At 47.7% G+C, this 17,716-nt stretch carries 16 protein-coding genes and 1 riboswitch; of the genes, 5 read left to right on the top strand and 11 right to left on the bottom strand.

Features of this window, described 5'->3' with window-relative positions; all coding sequences use genetic code 11:
* Window positions 1-81 precede the first annotated feature (81 nt).
* Together queG and F3I09_RS15165 are read left to right on the top strand one after the other, a co-directional pair.
* The gene (queG, locus tag F3I09_RS15170) at window positions 82-1,008 is read left to right on the top strand and encodes a tRNA epoxyqueuosine(34) reductase QueG (protein WP_149695882.1); all 927 of its coding nucleotides are present in this window, start codon (window positions 82-84) and stop codon (window positions 1,006-1,008) included.
* A gap of 104 nt (window positions 1,009-1,112) precedes the next feature.
* Window positions 1,113-1,655, top strand: a complete 543-nt coding sequence (locus F3I09_RS15165; protein ID WP_149695881.1) for an alpha/beta hydrolase — start codon at window positions 1,113-1,115, stop codon at window positions 1,653-1,655.
* An 82-nt stretch (window positions 1,656-1,737) separates the two neighbouring features.
* Here F3I09_RS15165 and araA read toward each other — a convergent pair whose 3' ends face one another.
* The 7 genes from araA to F3I09_RS34405 all read right to left on the bottom strand — a co-directional run bounded on the left by araA (window position 1,738) and on the right by F3I09_RS34405 (window position 8,997).
* The gene (gene araA, locus F3I09_RS15160) at window positions 1,738-3,243 is read right to left on the bottom strand and encodes an L-arabinose isomerase (protein ID WP_149695880.1); all 1,506 of its coding nucleotides are present in this window, start codon (window positions 3,241-3,243) and stop codon (window positions 1,738-1,740) included.
* Window positions 3,244-3,271: 28 nt separating this feature from the next.
* Entirely contained in the window at window positions 3,272-3,973 is a 702-nt protein-coding gene (locus F3I09_RS15155; protein ID WP_149695879.1) for an L-ribulose-5-phosphate 4-epimerase, read from the bottom strand.
* Entirely contained in the window at window positions 3,970-5,613 is a 1,644-nt protein-coding gene (locus tag F3I09_RS15150) for a ribulokinase (protein ID WP_149695878.1), read from the bottom strand. The genes F3I09_RS15155 and F3I09_RS15150 overlap by 4 nt, the downstream gene beginning before the upstream one ends.
* 171 nt (window positions 5,614-5,784) lie before the next feature.
* Window positions 5,785-6,489, bottom strand: coding sequence for an NUDIX domain-containing protein (locus F3I09_RS15145; RefSeq protein WP_149695877.1), 705 nt, complete (start codon window positions 6,487-6,489; stop codon window positions 5,785-5,787).
* Window positions 6,490-6,614: 125 nt separating this feature from the next.
* Window positions 6,615-7,265, bottom strand: coding sequence for an HAD family phosphatase (locus tag F3I09_RS15140; protein ID WP_149695876.1), 651 nt, complete (start codon window positions 7,263-7,265; stop codon window positions 6,615-6,617).
* Between the two features lie 850 nt (window positions 7,266-8,115).
* Window positions 8,116-8,751, bottom strand: coding sequence for a 4,5-DOPA dioxygenase extradiol (gene ygiD / locus F3I09_RS15135; RefSeq protein WP_255479709.1), 636 nt, complete (start codon window positions 8,749-8,751; stop codon window positions 8,116-8,118).
* Window positions 8,752-8,997, bottom strand: a complete 246-nt coding sequence (locus tag F3I09_RS34405) for a hypothetical protein (RefSeq protein WP_223233250.1) — start codon at window positions 8,995-8,997, stop codon at window positions 8,752-8,754.
* An 81-nt stretch (window positions 8,998-9,078) separates the two neighbouring features.
* Between F3I09_RS34405 and F3I09_RS15130 the strand changes: the two genes are divergently transcribed.
* Window positions 9,079-10,341 carry a dicarboxylate/amino acid:cation symporter gene (locus F3I09_RS15130; RefSeq protein WP_149695875.1) on the top strand — a complete coding sequence of 421 codons (1,263 nt, stop codon included), beginning with the start codon at window positions 9,079-9,081 and terminating at the stop codon, window positions 10,339-10,341.
* Here F3I09_RS15130 and F3I09_RS15125 read toward each other — a convergent pair.
* The 4 genes from F3I09_RS15125 to F3I09_RS15110 all read right to left on the bottom strand — a co-directional run bounded on the left by F3I09_RS15125 (window position 10,283) and on the right by F3I09_RS15110 (window position 15,450).
* Window positions 10,283-11,578, bottom strand: coding sequence for a YdcF family protein (locus F3I09_RS15125; RefSeq protein ID WP_149695874.1), 1,296 nt, complete (start codon window positions 11,576-11,578; stop codon window positions 10,283-10,285). The two genes, F3I09_RS15130 and F3I09_RS15125, sit on opposite strands and share 59 nt — an antisense overlap.
* Window positions 11,579-11,616: 38 nt before the next feature.
* A complete protein-coding gene (locus F3I09_RS15120; protein ID WP_149695873.1) occupies window positions 11,617-12,927 on the bottom strand; it encodes an amidohydrolase family protein in 1,311 nt (436 codons plus the stop codon).
* A gap of 48 nt (window positions 12,928-12,975) precedes the next feature.
* Window positions 12,976-14,148, bottom strand: a complete 1,173-nt coding sequence (locus tag F3I09_RS15115; RefSeq protein ID WP_149695872.1) for a PLP-dependent aspartate aminotransferase family protein — start codon at window positions 14,146-14,148, stop codon at window positions 12,976-12,978.
* Window positions 14,149-14,312: 164 nt separating this feature from the next.
* Window positions 14,313-14,425, bottom strand: a riboswitch (SAM riboswitch).
* A 50-nt stretch (window positions 14,426-14,475) separates the two neighbouring features.
* Entirely contained in the window at window positions 14,476-15,450 is a 975-nt protein-coding gene (locus F3I09_RS15110; RefSeq protein WP_149695871.1) for an NAD-dependent epimerase/dehydratase family protein, read from the bottom strand.
* A 97-nt stretch (window positions 15,451-15,547) separates the two neighbouring features.
* Between F3I09_RS15110 and F3I09_RS15105 the strand changes: the two genes are divergently transcribed.
* Together F3I09_RS15105 and F3I09_RS15100 are read left to right on the top strand one after the other, a co-directional pair.
* Window positions 15,548-16,156 carry a TetR/AcrR family transcriptional regulator gene (locus tag F3I09_RS15105; RefSeq protein WP_149695870.1) on the top strand — a complete coding sequence of 203 codons (609 nt, stop codon included), beginning with the start codon at window positions 15,548-15,550 and terminating at the stop codon, window positions 16,154-16,156.
* Window positions 16,157-16,341: 185 nt separating this feature from the next.
* Window positions 16,342-17,694 carry a TolC family protein gene (locus F3I09_RS15100; RefSeq protein ID WP_149695869.1) on the top strand — a complete coding sequence of 451 codons (1,353 nt, stop codon included), beginning with the start codon at window positions 16,342-16,344 and terminating at the stop codon, window positions 17,692-17,694.
* Window positions 17,695-17,716: the final 22 nt, after the last annotated feature.

Here is a 17,716-nt window from a genome sequence, read left to right as displayed (position 1 = left end):
TTTGTGATGAAGGTAAGGGAAAAACCATATTCCAACCTTTGCTATAGCAAACTTTTATTTTTGTGTAACTTGCACTCAATCATGAACCTCGCAGCGAAATATACGGCATTCATCAAGCAGCATGCGGCTGATCTGGGCTTTGACCATTGTGGCATAGCCAGGGCGGTGCAGCTCGACGATGATGCGCGCCGGCTTGAACAGTGGCTGCATAAGGGCATGCATGGCTCCATGCATTATATGGAGAATAATTTCGATAAACGGGTCGACCCCAGGAAGCTGGTAGATAATGCCCAGTCTGTCATCACCCTGCTCCTGAACTACTATCCCGCCCAAACGCAGCAGCCTGAAGCGCCTAAGATCTCCAAATATGCCTACGGACAGGACTATCACGAGGTTATCAAAGGCAAACTTAATACCCTGCTGGCCCGTATGCAGGAAGCATTCGGAGAGGTAAGCGGCCGTGGGTTTGTAGACTCTGCCCCTGTGCTGGAAAGAAGCTGGGCCCAGCGAAGCGGCCTGGGATGGCTGGGAAAGAACGGGAACCTCATCCATAAACAGGCGGGTTCTTTCTTTTTCATTGCTACCCTCATTACCGATCTGGCGCTGGAATATGACAGCCCTGTAGGTGACTATTGCGGTTCCTGTACACGTTGCCTGGATGCCTGCCCTACCGAAGCACTGGTAGCGCCCGGGGTGGTGGATGGCAGCCGCTGCATTTCCTACTTTACGATTGAACTGAAAGAACTTTTAATTCCTGAAAACATGCAGGGCCGGTTCGACAACTGGATGTTCGGTTGTGATGTATGCCAGGATGTCTGCCCCTGGAATCGTTTTTCTAAACCCAATCAGACGGTTGAATTTACCCCCATCCCTGAGGTCCTCAACTTCAGCACAAAGGACTGGGAAGAGCTGACAGAAGAAGAATTTAAGAAGATCTTCCGCCGTTCCCCCATGAAACGATCAAAATATGCCGGTATCCGTAGAAATTTGCGTTTTATTAACGGATGAGGTTATTTCCTTTTGTTCTTTTTTGCGTACATTGTTATTCTCATATTGCCAACAACTATTCCATCACCTATCTGCTAAAGGGAGTGCTATAAAGTTTCTGTTTTATGGAAGTGAAGGTATTAACTGCACCAGGTTTACATGGCTCAGGCCCATTACACTGGCAAAGCATCTGGGAAAAGACATCCGGATATAAACGTATCGATCAACAAGACTGGGACACCCCGGTCATGACCGAATGGGTAAAAACAATAGAGGACGCTGTGGCAGAAGCAGGTCCTGACGTAGTGATTGCTGCACACAGCCTGGGCTGTATTGCGCTGGCCTACTGGGCGCAGCAGACAAAACTCAGCATTAAAGGTGCCCTCCTGGTAGCGCCTGCAGATACCGAGCGCCCCGGATTCCCGGCTGACGCACGGGGATTTGCTCCCATTCCATTGGGGCCGCTGCCCTTCAAAAGTATTGTGGTATCCAGCACGAACGACGAATATGCCAGCCTGGAAAGAGCAAGGTCTTTTGCTGATGCCTGGGGAAGCCGCTTTGTGAACGCTGGTCCCAAAGGACATATCAATGCAGATTCCAACCTGGGCGAATGGCCCACAGGACAGGTATTACTGGGTGAGCTGGTAAGGAACTGGGAGACGCTGTAATAAAAAAAAGGCCATCCGCCTGAAGGCGGACGGCGATTGATATTCCACGTCATGGCTTATTCAGCCGTTATAGATCTAGTTCTTATTTAAATCCTTTCATCAGGTAAAATGCATCATTCCAGCGCAGCTCATTTCTGAACTGATACAGGTCTGTATCCTTACCAATACGCACATACTCAATACCCGCCATGTCTGCAAAGTCCTGCATATGCGCAGCAGTCAGGTTCTGACTATAACCGGTGTGGTGCGCCCCTCCGGCCTGTATCCAGGCAGCACAACCTGTGCGCATGTCAGGCAATGGCTTCCACAATACCCTTGCTACCGGCAGTTTAGGCAGCTGATGTAACGGCTCTACTGCATCCACTTCATTCACCAGCAATCTGAAACGATTGCCCATATCAATTACAGACGCATTAATAGCCGGACCTCCCGCAACATTGAATACCAATCTTACAGGATCAGCCTTACCACCTATACCCAGCGGATGGATCTCACAGGATGGTTTGCCGTTCGCGATAGATGAACAGATCTCCAGCATGTGCGCCCCCAGTACCAGGCGATTATCCGGATCAAAATGATAGGTATAATCTTCCATGAAAGAGTTACCCCCTGGCAGTCCGCTACCCATTACTTTCATCGCTCTCACCAGTGCAGCCGTTTTCCAGTCACCTTCACCGCCGAAACCATATCCGTCAGCCATCAGACGCTGTACTGCAATACCCGGCAACTGCTCCATGCCATGCAGATCCTCGAAAGTATCTGTAAAACCTTTGAATTTACCTTCTTCCAGGAAAGCACGCAAGCCTAACTCTATACGTGCAGCTTCCCGCAGAGATGAGTGTTGTGCGCCACCTTTCAGCAAAGGAGCCGCAAGTACATAACTCTGCTCATATTCCTGTACCAGTGTGCCAATAGCAGCATCGCTGATCCCTTTGATATATTTTACCAGGTCTCCTACACCATAGCCATTCACTGAATACCCAAACTGCAGCTCTGCTTCCACTTTGTCGCCCTCAGTTACAGCCACCTGACGCATATTGTCTCCAATACGGGCAAAACGGGCGCCCTGCCAGTCAAACCAACCGGCAGCTGCACGCAGCCATGTACCTATTTCTGCTGTTACTTCCGGATCCTGCCAGTGGCCAGCTACTACTTTCCGGTCCATTCTCATTCTCGACATCATGAAACCAAACTCGCGGTCGCCATGGGCAGACTGATTCAGGTTCATAAAGTCCATATCGATATCTCCCCAAGGGATGTCCCTGTTAAACTGTGTATGCAGGTGTAATAACGGGCGTTGCAGGATCTTTAATCCCCCGATCCACATTTTGGCCGGAGAGAAGGTATGCATCCAGGCGATCACCCCTATACAATCAGGAGCTGTGTTAGCTTCCTGGCAAATGCGGTATATTTCATCCGGCGTTTTTACGACCGGTTTAAATACAATGCGTACCGGTATGTTGGCGTCTGCACTGAGCGACTGTGCAATCTTTTCTGCGTGCGCCGCTACCTGCTTTAAAGTTTCTTCTCCATAAAGATGTTGGCTGCCGGTGATGAACCAGGCTTCAAATTGCTTCAACTGTATCATGCTGTTGGAATTTTAGATGTGACCTGCACTATTGACCATAATAGGCATCGGGCCCGTGTTTGCGTTCAAAATGTTTTCTGATCAGGGATTCTTTCAGTTTAGGACACTCCGGACGGATGCTCTCTGTCAGGTATGCCATCCTCGCTACTTCTTCCAGCACCGCCGCGTTGTACACTGCTTTGTCGGCTGTCTTTCCCCATGTAAATGGCGCGTGATTGCCTACGAGTATCATCTCCACATCCTTATACGACAATTGCCTTTCCTGCAGGCATTGCATGATCTGGAAGCCAGTTTCATGTTCGTAGTTGCCCTTAATCATCTCATCACTCATCGGTGCTGCGCAGGGAACATCTGCCGTCAGGTGATCGGCATGTGTAGTGCCATAGATAGGAATATCCCGCTGTGCCTGTGCCCAGGCGGTAGCATATGTAGAGTGCGTATGTACAATGCCTCCGATATCCTCCCAGTGTTTATACAACACCGCATGGGTTTTGGTATCTGAAGACGGACGCCCTGTTCCTTCAACGGTCTTTGCGTCGAAATCAACAATTACCATGCTATCGGGCGACAATAGCTTATAAGGCACGCCGCTGGGTTTAATGGCAAAGACGCCCAGGTTGCGGTCTACCACGCTCACATTTCCAAAAGTGAACAATACCAGTCCTAAGGCGGGCAATTGCATATTGGCTTCGTAAGCCTGTTCTTTTATGCCCTTATAACGGTTGCTCATACGTACAATTTTTCGGTGAATGCGCCCAGTTCCTGGAATTGACGGTAACGGGCTGCATAGTATGGAACATTCTCCTGGCGAGGCTGCCAGACAGTTTCAAATCCAGAGGTCATCGCTTTCTGCGCACTGTCAATATCGCTATAGATGCCTGCCGCTGTAGCTGCAAACATGGCAGCGCCGAGTGCACATGCATTCTCACTGTTTACGATCCTGATAGGCCTGTTCATAACATCTGCCAGTACCTGCATGGCGTAAGAAGACTTCTTGGCCACGCCGCCCAATGCAATTACCTCTTTAATAGGCACGCCTTCTTTCGCGAAACGCTCAGCTATGCTTTGCGCGCCAAAAGCGGTAGCTTCTACCAGTGCTTTGAACATCTGTACGGCATCTATACCCAGGTGTAAACCGGTAATAGTGCTTTTTACAGTATGATTGGCATCAGGCGTACGACGGCCGTTAAACCAGTCTAAAGCCAGGGGATCATTATCCTTTAGCGGCAGCTGCTGCGCCTGTTGTGACAGGTAGCCCAGCAGTTTATCTTCCACTGCAGCGAGTTTATCCTTATCCTCAGGCAGGAGCGCATACAATGGCCCCATAATGAGACGGCGCAACCAGGCGAATACATCGCCATAGGCGGATTGTCCTGCTTCCAGTCCCAGCATGCCAGGTATTACAGAGCCATCTACCTGTCCGCAGATGCCTTTTACAAACAGATGCCCTGCTTCTTCCATGGGTGCCACCAGGATGTCGCAGGTGCTGGTTCCGATCACCTTACAGAGAGAATAAGACTGGATACCGCCACCTACAGCGCCCATATGCGCATCGAAGGCGCCTGTGCCTATTACCACATCTTTGGAAAGTCCCAGGCGGGTAGCCCATTCCTCACTGATGGTGCCAGCCGGAACGGTCGCGTCTACAGTATCGGTATATGTCTGATCATATTTGCCCAGGTAAGGGTGTAATTTCTCCAGGAAATCCTTCGGAGGTAAACCTCCCCATGAAGCATGCCACATCGCTTTATGTCCTGCCGCACAACGGCTGCGTAATAAAGTGCCGAGACCCTTGTTGCCTGTCAGCAGTGCCGGGATCCAGTCGCAATGCTCTACCCAGGAAGCCGCTTTCTCTCTCACAACAGCATCTTCTGTAATTACATGCAGGATCTTGGCCCAGTACCATTCACTGCTGTAGATACCCCCGCAATATTTTGTATAGTCGGTGCCATTGCTATGTGCAGTGTCATTGATCAATGCAGCCTCCTTATTGGCAGTATGATCTTTCCAGAGAACGAACATGGCGTTAGGATTATCCTCAAAACCAGGTAACAGGGCCAGCGGTGTGCCTGTTTCATCTACCGGGCCGGGAGTAGAACCCGTTGTATCAACGGCAATACCTTTCACGAGAGCAGCCGTACCTGCAGGACATTGTTTCAATGCCCCGAGGATGCTTTGCTCCAGTCCTTCCAGGTAATCTAATGGGTGCTGACGGTATTGCTGCACGGCAGGGTCACAATACAAACCTTTCTGCCAGCGGGGATAATAGTGCACGGCACTACCTACTTCCTCTCCTGTCCGGGTATTCACTACGAGAGACCGTACTGAATCGGTGCCGAAGTCGACACCTATTACAAATGAATTTTCCATAACGTACATCCTTGAACGGTCTTCCTGCCTGTTGGCAGCGAAAGACAACAACGTATTTTAAAATGAGTAATTGTTCCAGTCTACTTTATTGTCAAACAGACAATTATTAAATAAGGTAAAAAAACACTGATATGAGCGTCACGTATTACAGTGAAATCATATCAGTTTGCCTTATTTCAGATTTCCGGGATCGGAAACAAAATTGAGGAAGGCGTGGAATTTGGCGCTGTATTTTCTTTTATCCAGCTTATAATAGAATGCTCCCCTTTTGGAAGTAGCCCTCTCTTTTTCCTTCTGTTTGACAAGTAAGCCGGTAGATAATACCTTCCTGCTGAAGTTACGCTTGTCAAAGCCTGCATCATATACTGCTTCGAACAGTATCTGCAGTTGTGGGATGGTGAACCTGGTAGGCAACAGTTCAAATAACAGCGGGTGAATGGCCGCTTTATAACGAAGCCTTGCCTGAGCCTCTTCAACCATTTTTGCATGGTCGAAGATCAGTTTGGGAGCATCCCTGAGCGGAAACCACTCAGCTTTGTACTCATCCGTGATCTGTTGCTTGTACTGGTTGATATCGATCAATGCGAAATAGGACACAGAAAGCGTACGTTCCATCGGGTCCCTGTCCGGGCTGCCGAAAGCTGCCAGCTGCTCCATATAGACGCCTTCCAGCCCTGTGAGCTTGGTCAGCGTGCGGGCCGCTGCCTGTTCGAGATCTTCATCTGTCTGTACAAAGCCCCCCATCAGGCTCCATTTTCCCTTTTCCGGCTCGAAACCGCGTTTGATCAGCAAGAGCTTAAGATCCTGTCCGTCAAAACCGAAAATAATACAGTCTACAGCTACCAGCATCCGGGTTTGCCGGGAATAACGTGTCATACTATCCTGGAGTTTAATTCCGCTAATATAAAACTCCCCGTTGACATTGCCAGTTTTTTGAGCCACAGACTGTTTATTTGTACACAAGATAGAACTTTAAATGTCAATTTTACAATTATTTTTTATCAGTGTAACTGACCAGGAGTTAAAGACCTGTAATCAGGTACAAAAGTGATGATATTATTGTAGTCACCGAACTCCTCACGGGTGTGCATAGTGGTAAGCACCACCGCCTTCATACCCGCATTAGCAGCGGCTTCCACACCTTTTGGCGCATCTTCGAACACAATGCAGGAAGCGGGATCAACACCCAGTTCCTCCGCTGCTTTCAGGAATACTTCCGGATGAGGTTTGCTCGTGCTGACATCATTCGCAGTAATAATACTCCTGAAATAATGGCGTATATGCAGATTGTCCAGTGCAAAATCAACGTTAAAAGGAATAGCCGCCGTACCTATCCCCATTGGGATCCCCTCCTTTTCAGCGGCTTCCAGGAATGCCTGAAGGCCCGGTATCAGCTGCAGATGAGGCAAATAAGCCTTCTGGTAACGTTTCTCCTTCTCCAGGGACAGCTCATCCATCTCTGCCACTGTAAAACGGTCCTTTCCAAAAACACGGATCAGCAGCTCCTGGTTCTTACCGTACATTTCCTTCTTTACCGCCTCCCGGCTCAAACCTGCTCCCAGCTCTGTCAATGTGTTATACCAGCCCTCCAGATGATACGCCATGTCGTCGATCATAGTGCCGTTCATGTCAAATATAAATGCCTTTTTCATAAGTCTCTTTTACAATTTTGCAGGGTCAAAGCTAATAAATTAAATAGCGGCATAGTAGTCCCAATTCTATCCTTATTTGCTTAAGTTGGCCTTGAGATTCGGTTGATCCTATAGCCTACAGGCACTCTACTATAGCTTTATAGGCACTGTTCTATAGCCAAGGCTATACAAAAGCTCTGCTAAAGCAGGACTACAGCAGCTATAGCTATGGAATCCGGGCGAATCCTGAGCGAAACCGGAGCATTTTTGAACCACAGAAGATCCGGTTCTGAATTGCTACATAATTGGATCATTCGCAACAATAGGCTCCGTTAGGAGCCTCAGTGTTTGTAGCCCGGGGTGCAACCCCGGGGGACGAGTAGCGTAAGGTTTCAACCCCGGGTTCCGAAAGGGGCAATGCCCCCGGGATAGATACCAATAAAGAAAAAAAAAGAAGGTCGAATGAGTTCGACCTTCGCGATCTAGTTCACGTTATTGAATCGACCGCATGCGGCAAAAATTACTGGATTTGCATGCAGTTCGCAGAAACATTTATATAGTAAACCGGTGTCTCCTCCATATCAACATGCACACCCCATCAACTGGAAACAGACCCGGCAGCTATGAAAGCAACCACAATAGATTAATGAGCTGTAAGAAGACTCGTCACCCGCCGGATAAATAGCATAAACAGTGGAACATCCAGACAGGAAATTTTCGGTAAACGTAATTGCTACCTGATGCAATTTAGTGATAAATGTCAAAATTACAATTAAATATTTCCCTCCTTCCGGACATAAAGAAAGGTCCATGGACAAGCGCCACTTTTATAGCGCTGTCCATGGACCTTTATATGTTTCAATCGTATTGTTTACTCCCCTACCTGGAAACACCGCATGCTGATGCTGCCATTCTGGATCTCTTCATAAGTGAACCTGATATCTTCATCCGGTTCGGCCAGACCAAGTCCGTAAATGAAAGGAAAATAGTGGTCCGGAGTAGGGATGGAAAGTTTCGCTGCTTCCCCCAATCTCTCATAGTGCAGCAGGTCTTCAAATGCCTGCTGTTCCACCTTGTTCTTTACAGTAGCGTCAAACTCCTGTGCCCAGTCAAAGGGAGCTGCATTGTCTGCAAAACTGATCCTTCTCAGGTTATGAACAATATTGCCACTACCTACAATAAGTACTCCTCTTTTACGGAGTTCCTTCAGCTCCTGCGCCAGCTGATAATGATAAGCAGGTGGCTTATAATAGTCAACGCTCAGCTGGAACACCGGTATATTGGCTTCCGGGTACATATGTTTCAGGACAGTCCACGTGCCGTGGTCCAGTCCCCACTGATCATCTTCCACCACCTGGGTACTTTTGATCAGCTTTGCCGTTTCACGAGCCAATTCCGGCGCTCCCGGGGCCGGGTACTGCACATCATGCAGCGCCTGCGGAAACCCTCCGAAATCATGTATTGTAGCCGGCCTGGCGGAGGTCAGCACATGCGTGCCTCTCGTCAGTCAGTGGGCAGATACTACCAATATAGCGTTAGGTAATTGTTTCACTGATTCCCCCATCTCTTTCAACCGGCGGGTGAAAGCATTGTCGTAAAGCGCGTTCATCGGATTACCATGACCAATGAACATAGCCGGCATTAATGTAGTACGCTGATAATCACGGGTAATCTTCCCCAGTTCTTGTAATTGCATATATAATCCTCCTACAGGCAAAACGGCCATTGCGGCCAGAAAATCCTTCCTGTTCATCGTACACAAAGATACTCAACGCCTATGCGCAGGAAATGGACAAATCATCTGATAAAGTGGACTTTTCGATATATTTGAGCCATGCGGACCATACTCAAAAATTATAGCAGCCTGCTACTGCTGCTTGGCGGAATTATTGCCGGCAGCATTCTGGGGCTGATCTTCGGAAAACGGGTGGAAGTGATCAAACCGATAGGCGATATATTCCTTAACCTTCTTTTTACAGCTGTTATACCGCTGGTATTCTTTGCCATTGCTTCAGCTATTGCCAATGTTGACCCCAGTCAGAAGCTGGGCAAAGTGATCTCTGTTATGGGATTGGTGTTCGTTGGCACCGTCCTGATATCGGCATTTCTTACCATTGTTGCTATCTGGTTCTTTCCCTTACAGGCAGTAACCACCGGCCCCGCAGTTATGGAGGAAATGAAGACCGCCGGACCAGGAGAACAACTTACCCGCTTACTGACAGTAGGAGAATTTTATGAGTTGCTATCCCGGAAAAATATGTTACCCTTCATCATCTTCTCTGCTCTCGTTGGATTTGCAGCCCTAAAGGCAGGAGAATCAGGCAAGGCTTTCCGCCGCTTCCTGGATTCAGGCAACGAAGTGATGAAGCAACTGCTGAATATTATTATGCTCCTCGGACCTGTTGGTCTGGGCGCATATTTCGCCTACCAGGTAGGTACGCTGGGGCCTGAGCTCTTTGGCACCTATGCCAGTTCAATGGCGGTTTACTATGGCTTCGGACTATTTTATTTCATAGTAATATTCAGCGTCTATGCTTTTCTGGCAGGAGGAATGGCCGGGGTGAAAATTTACTGGAAGAATAACCTCGTTCCTACCTTTACTGCACTCGGTTCCTGTAGCAGTATTGCTACCATACCAGCCAACCTGGTGGCCGCACAGCGTATGGGCATTCCAGAACATATCGGGAATGTGGTTGTACCATTGGGCGGCACGCTGCATAAAGATGGCTCCAGCATCTCTTCTATCGTAAAAATAGGCGTCGTATTTGCCATGTTCCACCGTCCGCTGACAGGCGTGGATACTGTATTGCTTGCATTGGGGGTAACGGTAATTGTGAGTATTGTAGAGGGGGGAATTCCTAATGGTGGTTATATCGGGGAATTGTTGGTAATGTCCGTATACGGCTTTCCGATAGAAGCCCTTCCGGCTGTGATGGTGATCGGTACCCTCGTGGATCCCCTGGCTACCATCCTGAATGCTACCGGCGATACAGTAGCCGCCATGATGGTGACCAGGGTAATGAAAGGGCGCCGTTGGCTTAAGGATCGAGAGGATCTTCAGGATCCTGCTGCCAGGCTTTCAGATCCGGCAATATAATATTCTCCGTAGGAGCTTTTCTTTCCAGACCTGTATAAGGCAGATAACCTATCTCATTTATAAAGCGCGCCGCCATCTTTTCAATAGCGAGCGACTGGAATGAATCTGATACGATCAACATCGGTTTTGACGCTGGTATATTGAACAGGTATACCAGTCTTACGGCATTCCTGATGTTGGTCGTCGTGTGTCTTGCATGCGGTTCTATGATCACAACACTATCAGGGATACCTAATTTGTCGACCATATACTTCTTCATCTCTATCGCTTCACAGAAAGGCGTTTTATAAGGATGTACATGCCCGCCGGACACAATGATAAAAGGCGCTACATTATCACGGTACTGTTCTGCCGCCAGTTTACAACGGAATATTCCCATACTGTCCATCGTCTGTCCTGCCTTTCCCGGACCGCTTCCAGGAACCATGATGGTACTGAAGCGATAGGCATTCCAGTTGGTCCTCTTCAACTTTGCAAAGGGCGCTGCATTCTGAGCCTTATATAAGGGTTCATAACGGGTGGCTTCATCCCTGCCATTAATTTCCAGCGCCTTTAGCGATCCCAGTAAAGATTGTTTATAGAACGTATTGCCTGTACCGATAGGCATGATCTGCTGTACCGCCGTTTTCACCTGCTTCACAAATCCAGGATCTGAGGGCCGGAAAGAAATAGAATCGATCCTCGGATAACGGGGAGGAAGCCCCTGGAGATATACCCTGCACACATGATTGATGCCTGCGGCTACATCCTGCCAGGCCTTACGGATAAAGGTTGTGTCGGGGTTCTCTGCATATAACGGATAACGATCTACAACCTTGAGACGCTGCACAGTTTCCGTAATATCGGGATTGGTGACTGCCAGCCTTTTGAACTCCTCACCCACTTCCTGTATCTCGGCTGCCGTCCATTCCAGCGCTTTGCCAATACAGGCTGCGTCTGCGCATTGGCTGTAGGCGGCTGTTAAACGTGCCTGCCTGTCTTTCGCGATCTGGTTAAACACGGCATCTTTTACAATAGCATCATGCGCAGGACCTGTCCTTTCCAACAGATATAACAGGTAGAATGATTTCCTCATCTGCACCTGCTGTGAAGCAGTGTAGGAAGGAGTGACAATCTTCGCTGTCTTTGTTGTCCTTGCTTTGGATTTACCTTTTGTTGATTTTCTACGCTGCGATTGTGCGGTCAATGTTACCAGGCACAATAACAGGCATAAGCTCATGTTGACTGCTGATCTCATATTTTTTCCCCGGCGCGTTGGCAGCGCCTTAGTTTTGATTATTGTATCTGTTTCCCGTTCTTATAAATAGCTTTAATACTACGTGTAGCTCTGATATCCTGCAAGGGATTGGCATCCAGTACCATAAAGTCAGCCTTTTTACCGGGCAGCAGGCTGCCGGTCTGCCCTTCTATTCCCAGCATGGCAGCTCCGTTATAGGTAGCATACCTGATCACTTTTAAAGGAGGAACTCCCGCCTCTGTCATCAGCTGCAGTTCCATGTGTTCGGAAAAGCCCAAGGCTCTCACAGGCTGTGCGCCGGAGTCGGTACCCATGACAATTTTTATGCCTGCACTATCCATTTTATGCAGGTTCCGGGAAGCGATCTGGAGCGATTTCATCTTACGCTCCCGTTCACTGTTTTGTTGTTTTTGATATTCTTCGCTCTTCAGCATATCCCATACGCCGGGTTCCAGCGAACGGACAAAGAAAGGATCAGCAAACCATCCCGGCAGGGTGGCATAAGCAAAACCGAATTCTTCAATGCAAAGAGTGGGGATATAATAGACATTCTTCTGTTTCATCGCAATGATCAGGGAATCATCCACCTCCTGGTCCCTGATACTGTGCGCCAGTACATCGACGCCTGCATCTACCAGCTTGCGGGCATCTTCGAGGTAATATACATGTGCGGCTACCTTAATGTTATGCGCATGTGCTTCTGTAATGATGGCATGGTAGATCTCAGGAAGAAGACTTGGCTCTCCATCTACCCATATCTTGACAAAGTCAGGTTTCAATACAGCCAGGCGGCGCATATCCTGTAAGGCCTGATCCGCGCTTATGGGGCGCAGAATGCTTGGACCAAATGCAAGGGGAGGTACTCCTTTAGGAGCACCAAAACCATAACCGGCAGTGTAAAAAGAGGCGCCGGGAAGCATGTCCATCCGTGATGCGTCCCGAAAAATGAAAGCGGCTGGCTGGTCGGTTCCCAGACTCAATATTGTTCCCACACCATATTCCAGGTATTGCATCAAATGGTGGTTAACATTTTCCGGAGTATAGTTGGCAGCTGCAATAGTCGTGCCCTTTAATAATCCAACATGCGCATGACCGTTCACCAGTAGTGGCATCACGGTCATCCCCTGACCATCTATTTCAGCGGCGCCTTTAACGGGGTAGTTTGTACCTGCCGGTAGTATAGCGGCAATGGTGTCTTCAGTAACAACCAGACTGACATGGGAACGGGCTTCAGCCCCGCTCCCATCAATCAGGGTAATATCCTTGAGTATAAAAGAAGTGTTGTCCTGGGCATAAGTGTAGTAACATATAGCGGAGAGGCAAACACTGAAAAATGTACGTTTTAGCATAGTTACGCAATTTGCAGTTTATCAATCCAGAAACTGCAAACTACGAAACTATAAACTTAAAACGGACCCGGCCGCCTGCTGAATTTTATAAAAGGCAAGATCAAGATCCGAAAGGAGGTCTTCCGGCTCCTCCAGTCCTACCGACAAACGGACCAGACTATCGGCCACCCCGGCGGCTCTCCGCTTTTCATCAGGGATGGATTTATGGGTCATGCTGGCCGGATGGCATAACAAACTTTTAACACCTCCCAGGCTTTCCGCCAGCTTAAAATATTGGGTACCAGTCACAAAAGCCTGTGCTGTTGCTTCCGTATCATCTTTGAAGGTAAACGAAACAATCCCACCAAAACCTTTCGACTGCTGTTTCGCAATGTCATGACCGGGATGGCTTGCCAGACCGGGATAATATACTTTATCCACCAGCGGATGCTGCTCCAGGTATTCCGCAATAGCCTGGGCATTGGCGCAGTGTTGCCGTACACGCAGGTGTAACGTCTCTATACCACGGATTAACAGAAAACTATCAAACGGTGAGAGAATGGCGCCACAGGCGTTCTGGTAGAATTTGATCTCTGCACCCAGTTCAGGCGTTCTGGTCACTACCAGACCGGCAATAAGGTCGCTATGTCCTCCCAGGTATTTGGTAGCACTATGCACTACTATATCAGCGCCAAGCGCCAGGGGCTGTTGTAATACAGGAGATGCGAAAGTATTGTCCACACAGAAAAGGCATTTACTGGCGGCTGCAATCTTCGCAATGGCAGCAATGTCAGATATCTTTAACGTAGGGTTGGTGGGTGTTTCCAGCCATATCAGTTTAGTGGCCGGAGTAATGGCATTGAAGATAGCCTGCACATCAGAAGTATCCACATAAGTGACCTTGATGCCAAATTTATTATACACTTTGTTGAATAACCGGAAAGCCCCTCCGTAGATATCATCCACAGCAACAATCTCATCACCGGATTGCAACAGTTTCACAATGGCGTCAATAGCTGCCAGTCCGCTGGAAAAAGCAATACCGGTAGCGCCGCCTTCCAGCTGTGCAGCTATCTTTTCCAGCGTTTCACGGGTGGGATTATTGGTCCTTGCATAGTCATACCCTTTATTTACGCCGGGCGCCTCCTGTACGAAAGTAGAGGTCTGGTAAATAGGTACAGCAATAGCGCCTGTTTGTGGATCTACGGGAATAGAATGGATCAGTTGTGTGATTGTGCTCATCTCTTTTGTGTTTTTGAGTTTGATGAAAATTGTTGATTAAACATGTCCTTATGAGGAACTTATCAAAAGAGATGCAGATAGCGGCAGGAATTGCTTAAAAGCAAAAAACTCACCTGGTAGCCAGGTGAGTTTATATATTTCTAGTAAAATAGATCAAACCTACTGACTTATCTTTCCCGCTGTGAGCGGGCTGGATGTAGCACCTTTCCGGTTTGGTGGAACCAGGTGGTTGCTAAGGCTTCGCAGGGCCATTTCCCTCTGCCTTTCTTGATAAGAAACTTAAAGAACTGGTGCAAAGGTATATGAGAACAAATTAAATCGCCAAATTTATTTTTTGCTGTCTGCAATACTTTTCACCGTTAGGGCAATACCATCTTCATAAGAAGTGGGTTTAAAATTGAAATGCTTTTCAAATTTCGAGCTGTCAAAAATATACGGATGTGTAGTCTGGTACATCATCTCATGCAACTCGCCGATAGTTTTATTAAAGAGACCTGCCAGACGAATCATAAAACCATTCAGCTTTGAATAACGGGGTTTCACATTTAAAGCTGCCGCCACCATGTCCACATATTCTTTTCCGTTAGGCGCAGGATTAGTCGTGGGCAGATGCCATACCTGGTTAAAGGAAGACGGATCGGCTGCCAGCAGATAAAGCGCCTTTCCTGCATCAGGTATAAATGTATAGCTATGGGTTACCTGGTCATTGCCCATCCAGTTGGCCGCTTGTCCCTGCGCCAGTTTATTGATCACCATGATATTGAGAACGCTGGTACTGTCTGCCGCAGGGCCATAAAAGTCGGCCGACCGTGCGATGGTCGCTGTAAGATTACCCCGTTTCACATTTTGCGTGATCTTATCTGCAATCATCGCTCTGATCTCTCCTTTCTTACTCCGCGGATTGTACGGCGTATCCTCGGTCATAGCGCCATTCACCAGCCCATACATATAGACATTGTCAAAAAAGATGAAAGGAATACCCGCTTCGCTGCAAGCCTCAATCACATTCTGAATGATCTTCGGCCACTTGTCCTGCCATACCTTGTGGTCATAGACCAGTCCCACACATAAAAACACGACAGATGAACCGCTGACAGCCCTGCGCGTCTGCAAAGGATCTGTAATGTCTGCCGCCATAATATCCGATACCCCATTTACCGGCTTCGCCTGCCTGCTTACCAATCTCACCTGTTTGCCCTCCTCCAGTAAAACGCTTGTCAGCTCCCGCGCTATACTCCCTCCTGCTCCCAAAATTGTGTAAACTCCTGATCCTGTAACGTTTGATAGTGTGTTGTTGGTCATAATAGGGTAGTTTTTTTAATATTAATGACGTAAAGCTAAAAGAAATATTTTATTTTCTGAACACTGTTTATTAAATTTGTACTGTAAAGTTATTTATATGGGCATCACAGACAGAAAGGAACGGGAAAAGCAGGAAATGAGGAAACTGATCATCGACGCCGCGATGGAAATGTTTATTAAAGAGGGGTTTGACAGGACCTCAATACGCAACATAGCTGATAAGATAGAATATAGCCCTGCTACTATTTATCTCTATTATAAGGACAAGGACGAACTTTTATATGAAGTACAGGGCCAGGCCTTCCTGGAGTTATATAATGCTTTCGTTAGAGACGTAACAGCTACTGATCCCCTGGAAAGATTGGAACAGCTACTTCACTCCTACGTAAACTTCGGTTTCGAACATAGGGATCTGTACGACCTGATGTTCATCCTGCGCTCTCCTATGAATGCCGTAGACGAGGGTAATGACTGGCCGAATTGCGATGAAGCTTATAATTTCCTGACCGATACGATGAATAAGTGTATCGACCAGCTGCGATATGAGAATGCGCAGATTGCCGCTCTCTCTATCTGGTCACTTGGGCATGGCCTGATCTCCCTTTTTATCAGAGAGCGCATTAAGGTTGCTCAAATACCTGACGATCAGATGCGTAATGTGATTACAGCTACTGTAAATGAACATCTGCGGCTGATAAAAAAATAAGCGATGGCGTTGGATAATTGACGCCATCAACTATCCGGGGCTCAGATAATGAAGACACCTGGCTCTTATTTGACCTTGTCAACATAAAATAGGTATCAGTATGATCTACAGCTGATATTGCGACACTTAATGTGTCTTTTTTTATCCTCTATTACTAAACACTGTTCATAATTTCAACTACGATCATGAAAAGAAAAACGTTCATAATACTGCTCGCCTTGTCCGGAATAGCCAGCCAGTATGGCTATGGACAGGGAAAGATCCTGGATGACTATATCCAGAGCGCCTTTTCGCAGAACCAGGGGCTGAAACAGCAGAACTTTCAGTTGGATAAATCCCTCTATGCCCTGAAGGAAGCTAAAAGCCTTTTCTATCCTCAGGTGGGCCTTGCAGGCAGCTATACCAAAACTGATGGCGGCCGTACGATCGATCTTCCCATCGGAGACATGCTGAACCCTGTTTACAGCACACTTAATCAGCTGACCAACAGTGAGAAATTCCCACAGGTGCAGAATCAGTCGTTCTTACTGAACCCTGATAACTTCTATGATGTACACGTGCGCACTTCTCTCCCTTTGGTAAATACGGAGATATGGTACGCCAACAAGATCAGGAAGGAAAGCATTTCACTGCAGCAGGCTGCAGTGAACGTTTATAAACGCAAGCTGGTAAAAGACGTTAAAACTGCATACTACCAGTATTATCAGGCGGGGAAAGCTGTGGAGATCTACAATACCGCACAACTCCAGGTACAGGAGAATATAAGGGTCAACACCAGCTTCCTCGCCAACGGTGTCACTAACAGCACTGCCCTTACCCGTGCAAAGGCAGAACAGCAAAAGATCGCAGCCGCTATTACGGAAGCAGAAAATAAACAACGGAATGCCCAGGCATATTTCAACTTCCTGCTCAACCGTGATCTGAACGCTTCCATTACCATAGACAGCAGCATCTTTATGCCGGAAGAAATACTGCCAGCTCCCACTCCTACCGGCAATACAAGAGATGAACTAGTTCAGTTATCCCAGCAACAAAAGATCGCTTCACTATTCTACCGTCAGTCAAAGTCTTACCTGGTGCCGAAAGTCAGCACCTTCCTGGATCTTGGCTCACAGGGTTTCAACTGGAATGTTGATGATAAATCCCGTTACTACATGTGGGGAGTGAACCTGCAATGGGATATTTTCGCTGCCGGCCAGCGCAAATACAAGGCACAGCAGGCAGCCATTGACGTTAGCAATTTGCAGGCTGCTTACAACGAAACCAGCATCTCATTTCAACTGGAACAACAAGTGGCTGAAAACAACTACCGCACAGCAGTCGCCAACTTCAAAAGCGCCAGACAACAGTTACAGTTATCCGAAAAATACTATACAGACCAATCCAAGGTATACAAAGCGGGACAGTTACTGTACATCGAATTACTGGATGCACAGACCCAGCTTACCAATGCAAAACTGCAGTTGTCCGTAGCTTTTGCTGCCGTACAAACCGCTATCGCCGACATTGAACGCACACAGGCTTCCTATAAACTTTAATCTACTTCCTTAAAAATATTCA

This window comes from Chitinophaga sp. CF418 (assembly GCF_900142925.1).
Classification (GTDB): domain Bacteria; phylum Bacteroidota; class Bacteroidia; order Chitinophagales; family Chitinophagaceae; genus Chitinophaga.
This window is presented reverse-complemented; position numbering and strand designations above follow the sequence as displayed.

Coding starts and splice junctions, on each gene's coding strand:
- queG (WP_149695882.1), top strand. CDS start 82: ATGAACCTCGCAGCGAAATATACGGCATTCATCAAGCAGCATGCGGCT.
- F3I09_RS15165 (WP_149695881.1), top strand. CDS start 1,113: ATGGAAGTGAAGGTATTAACTGCACCAGGTTTACATGGCTCAGGCCCA.
- araA (WP_149695880.1), bottom strand. CDS start 3,243: ATGATACAGTTGAAGCAATTTGAAGCCTGGTTCATCACCGGCAGCCAA.
- F3I09_RS15155 (WP_149695879.1), bottom strand. CDS start 3,973: ATGAGCAACCGTTATAAGGGCATAAAAGAACAGGCTTACGAAGCCAAT.
- F3I09_RS15150 (WP_149695878.1), bottom strand. CDS start 5,613: ATGGAAAATTCATTTGTAATAGGTGTCGACTTCGGCACCGATTCAGTA.
- F3I09_RS15145 (WP_149695877.1), bottom strand. CDS start 6,489: ATGACACGTTATTCCCGGCAAACCCGGATGCTGGTAGCTGTAGACTGT.
- F3I09_RS15140 (WP_149695876.1), bottom strand. CDS start 7,265: ATGAAAAAGGCATTTATATTTGACATGAACGGCACTATGATCGACGAC.
- F3I09_RS34405 (WP_223233250.1), bottom strand. CDS start 8,997: ATGAACAGGAAGGATTTTCTGGCCGCAATGGCCGTTTTGCCTGTAGGA.
- F3I09_RS15130 (WP_149695875.1), top strand. CDS start 9,079: ATGCGGACCATACTCAAAAATTATAGCAGCCTGCTACTGCTGCTTGGC.
- F3I09_RS15125 (WP_149695874.1), bottom strand. CDS start 11,578: ATGAGATCAGCAGTCAACATGAGCTTATGCCTGTTATTGTGCCTGGTA.
- F3I09_RS15120 (WP_149695873.1), bottom strand. CDS start 12,927: ATGCTAAAACGTACATTTTTCAGTGTTTGCCTCTCCGCTATATGTTAC.
- F3I09_RS15115 (WP_149695872.1), bottom strand. CDS start 14,148: ATGAGCACAATCACACAACTGATCCATTCTATTCCCGTAGATCCACAA.
- F3I09_RS15110 (WP_149695871.1), bottom strand. CDS start 15,450: ATGACCAACAACACACTATCAAACGTTACAGGATCAGGAGTTTACACA.
- F3I09_RS15105 (WP_149695870.1), top strand. CDS start 15,548: ATGGGCATCACAGACAGAAAGGAACGGGAAAAGCAGGAAATGAGGAAA.
- F3I09_RS15100 (WP_149695869.1), top strand. CDS start 16,342: ATGAAAAGAAAAACGTTCATAATACTGCTCGCCTTGTCCGGAATAGCC.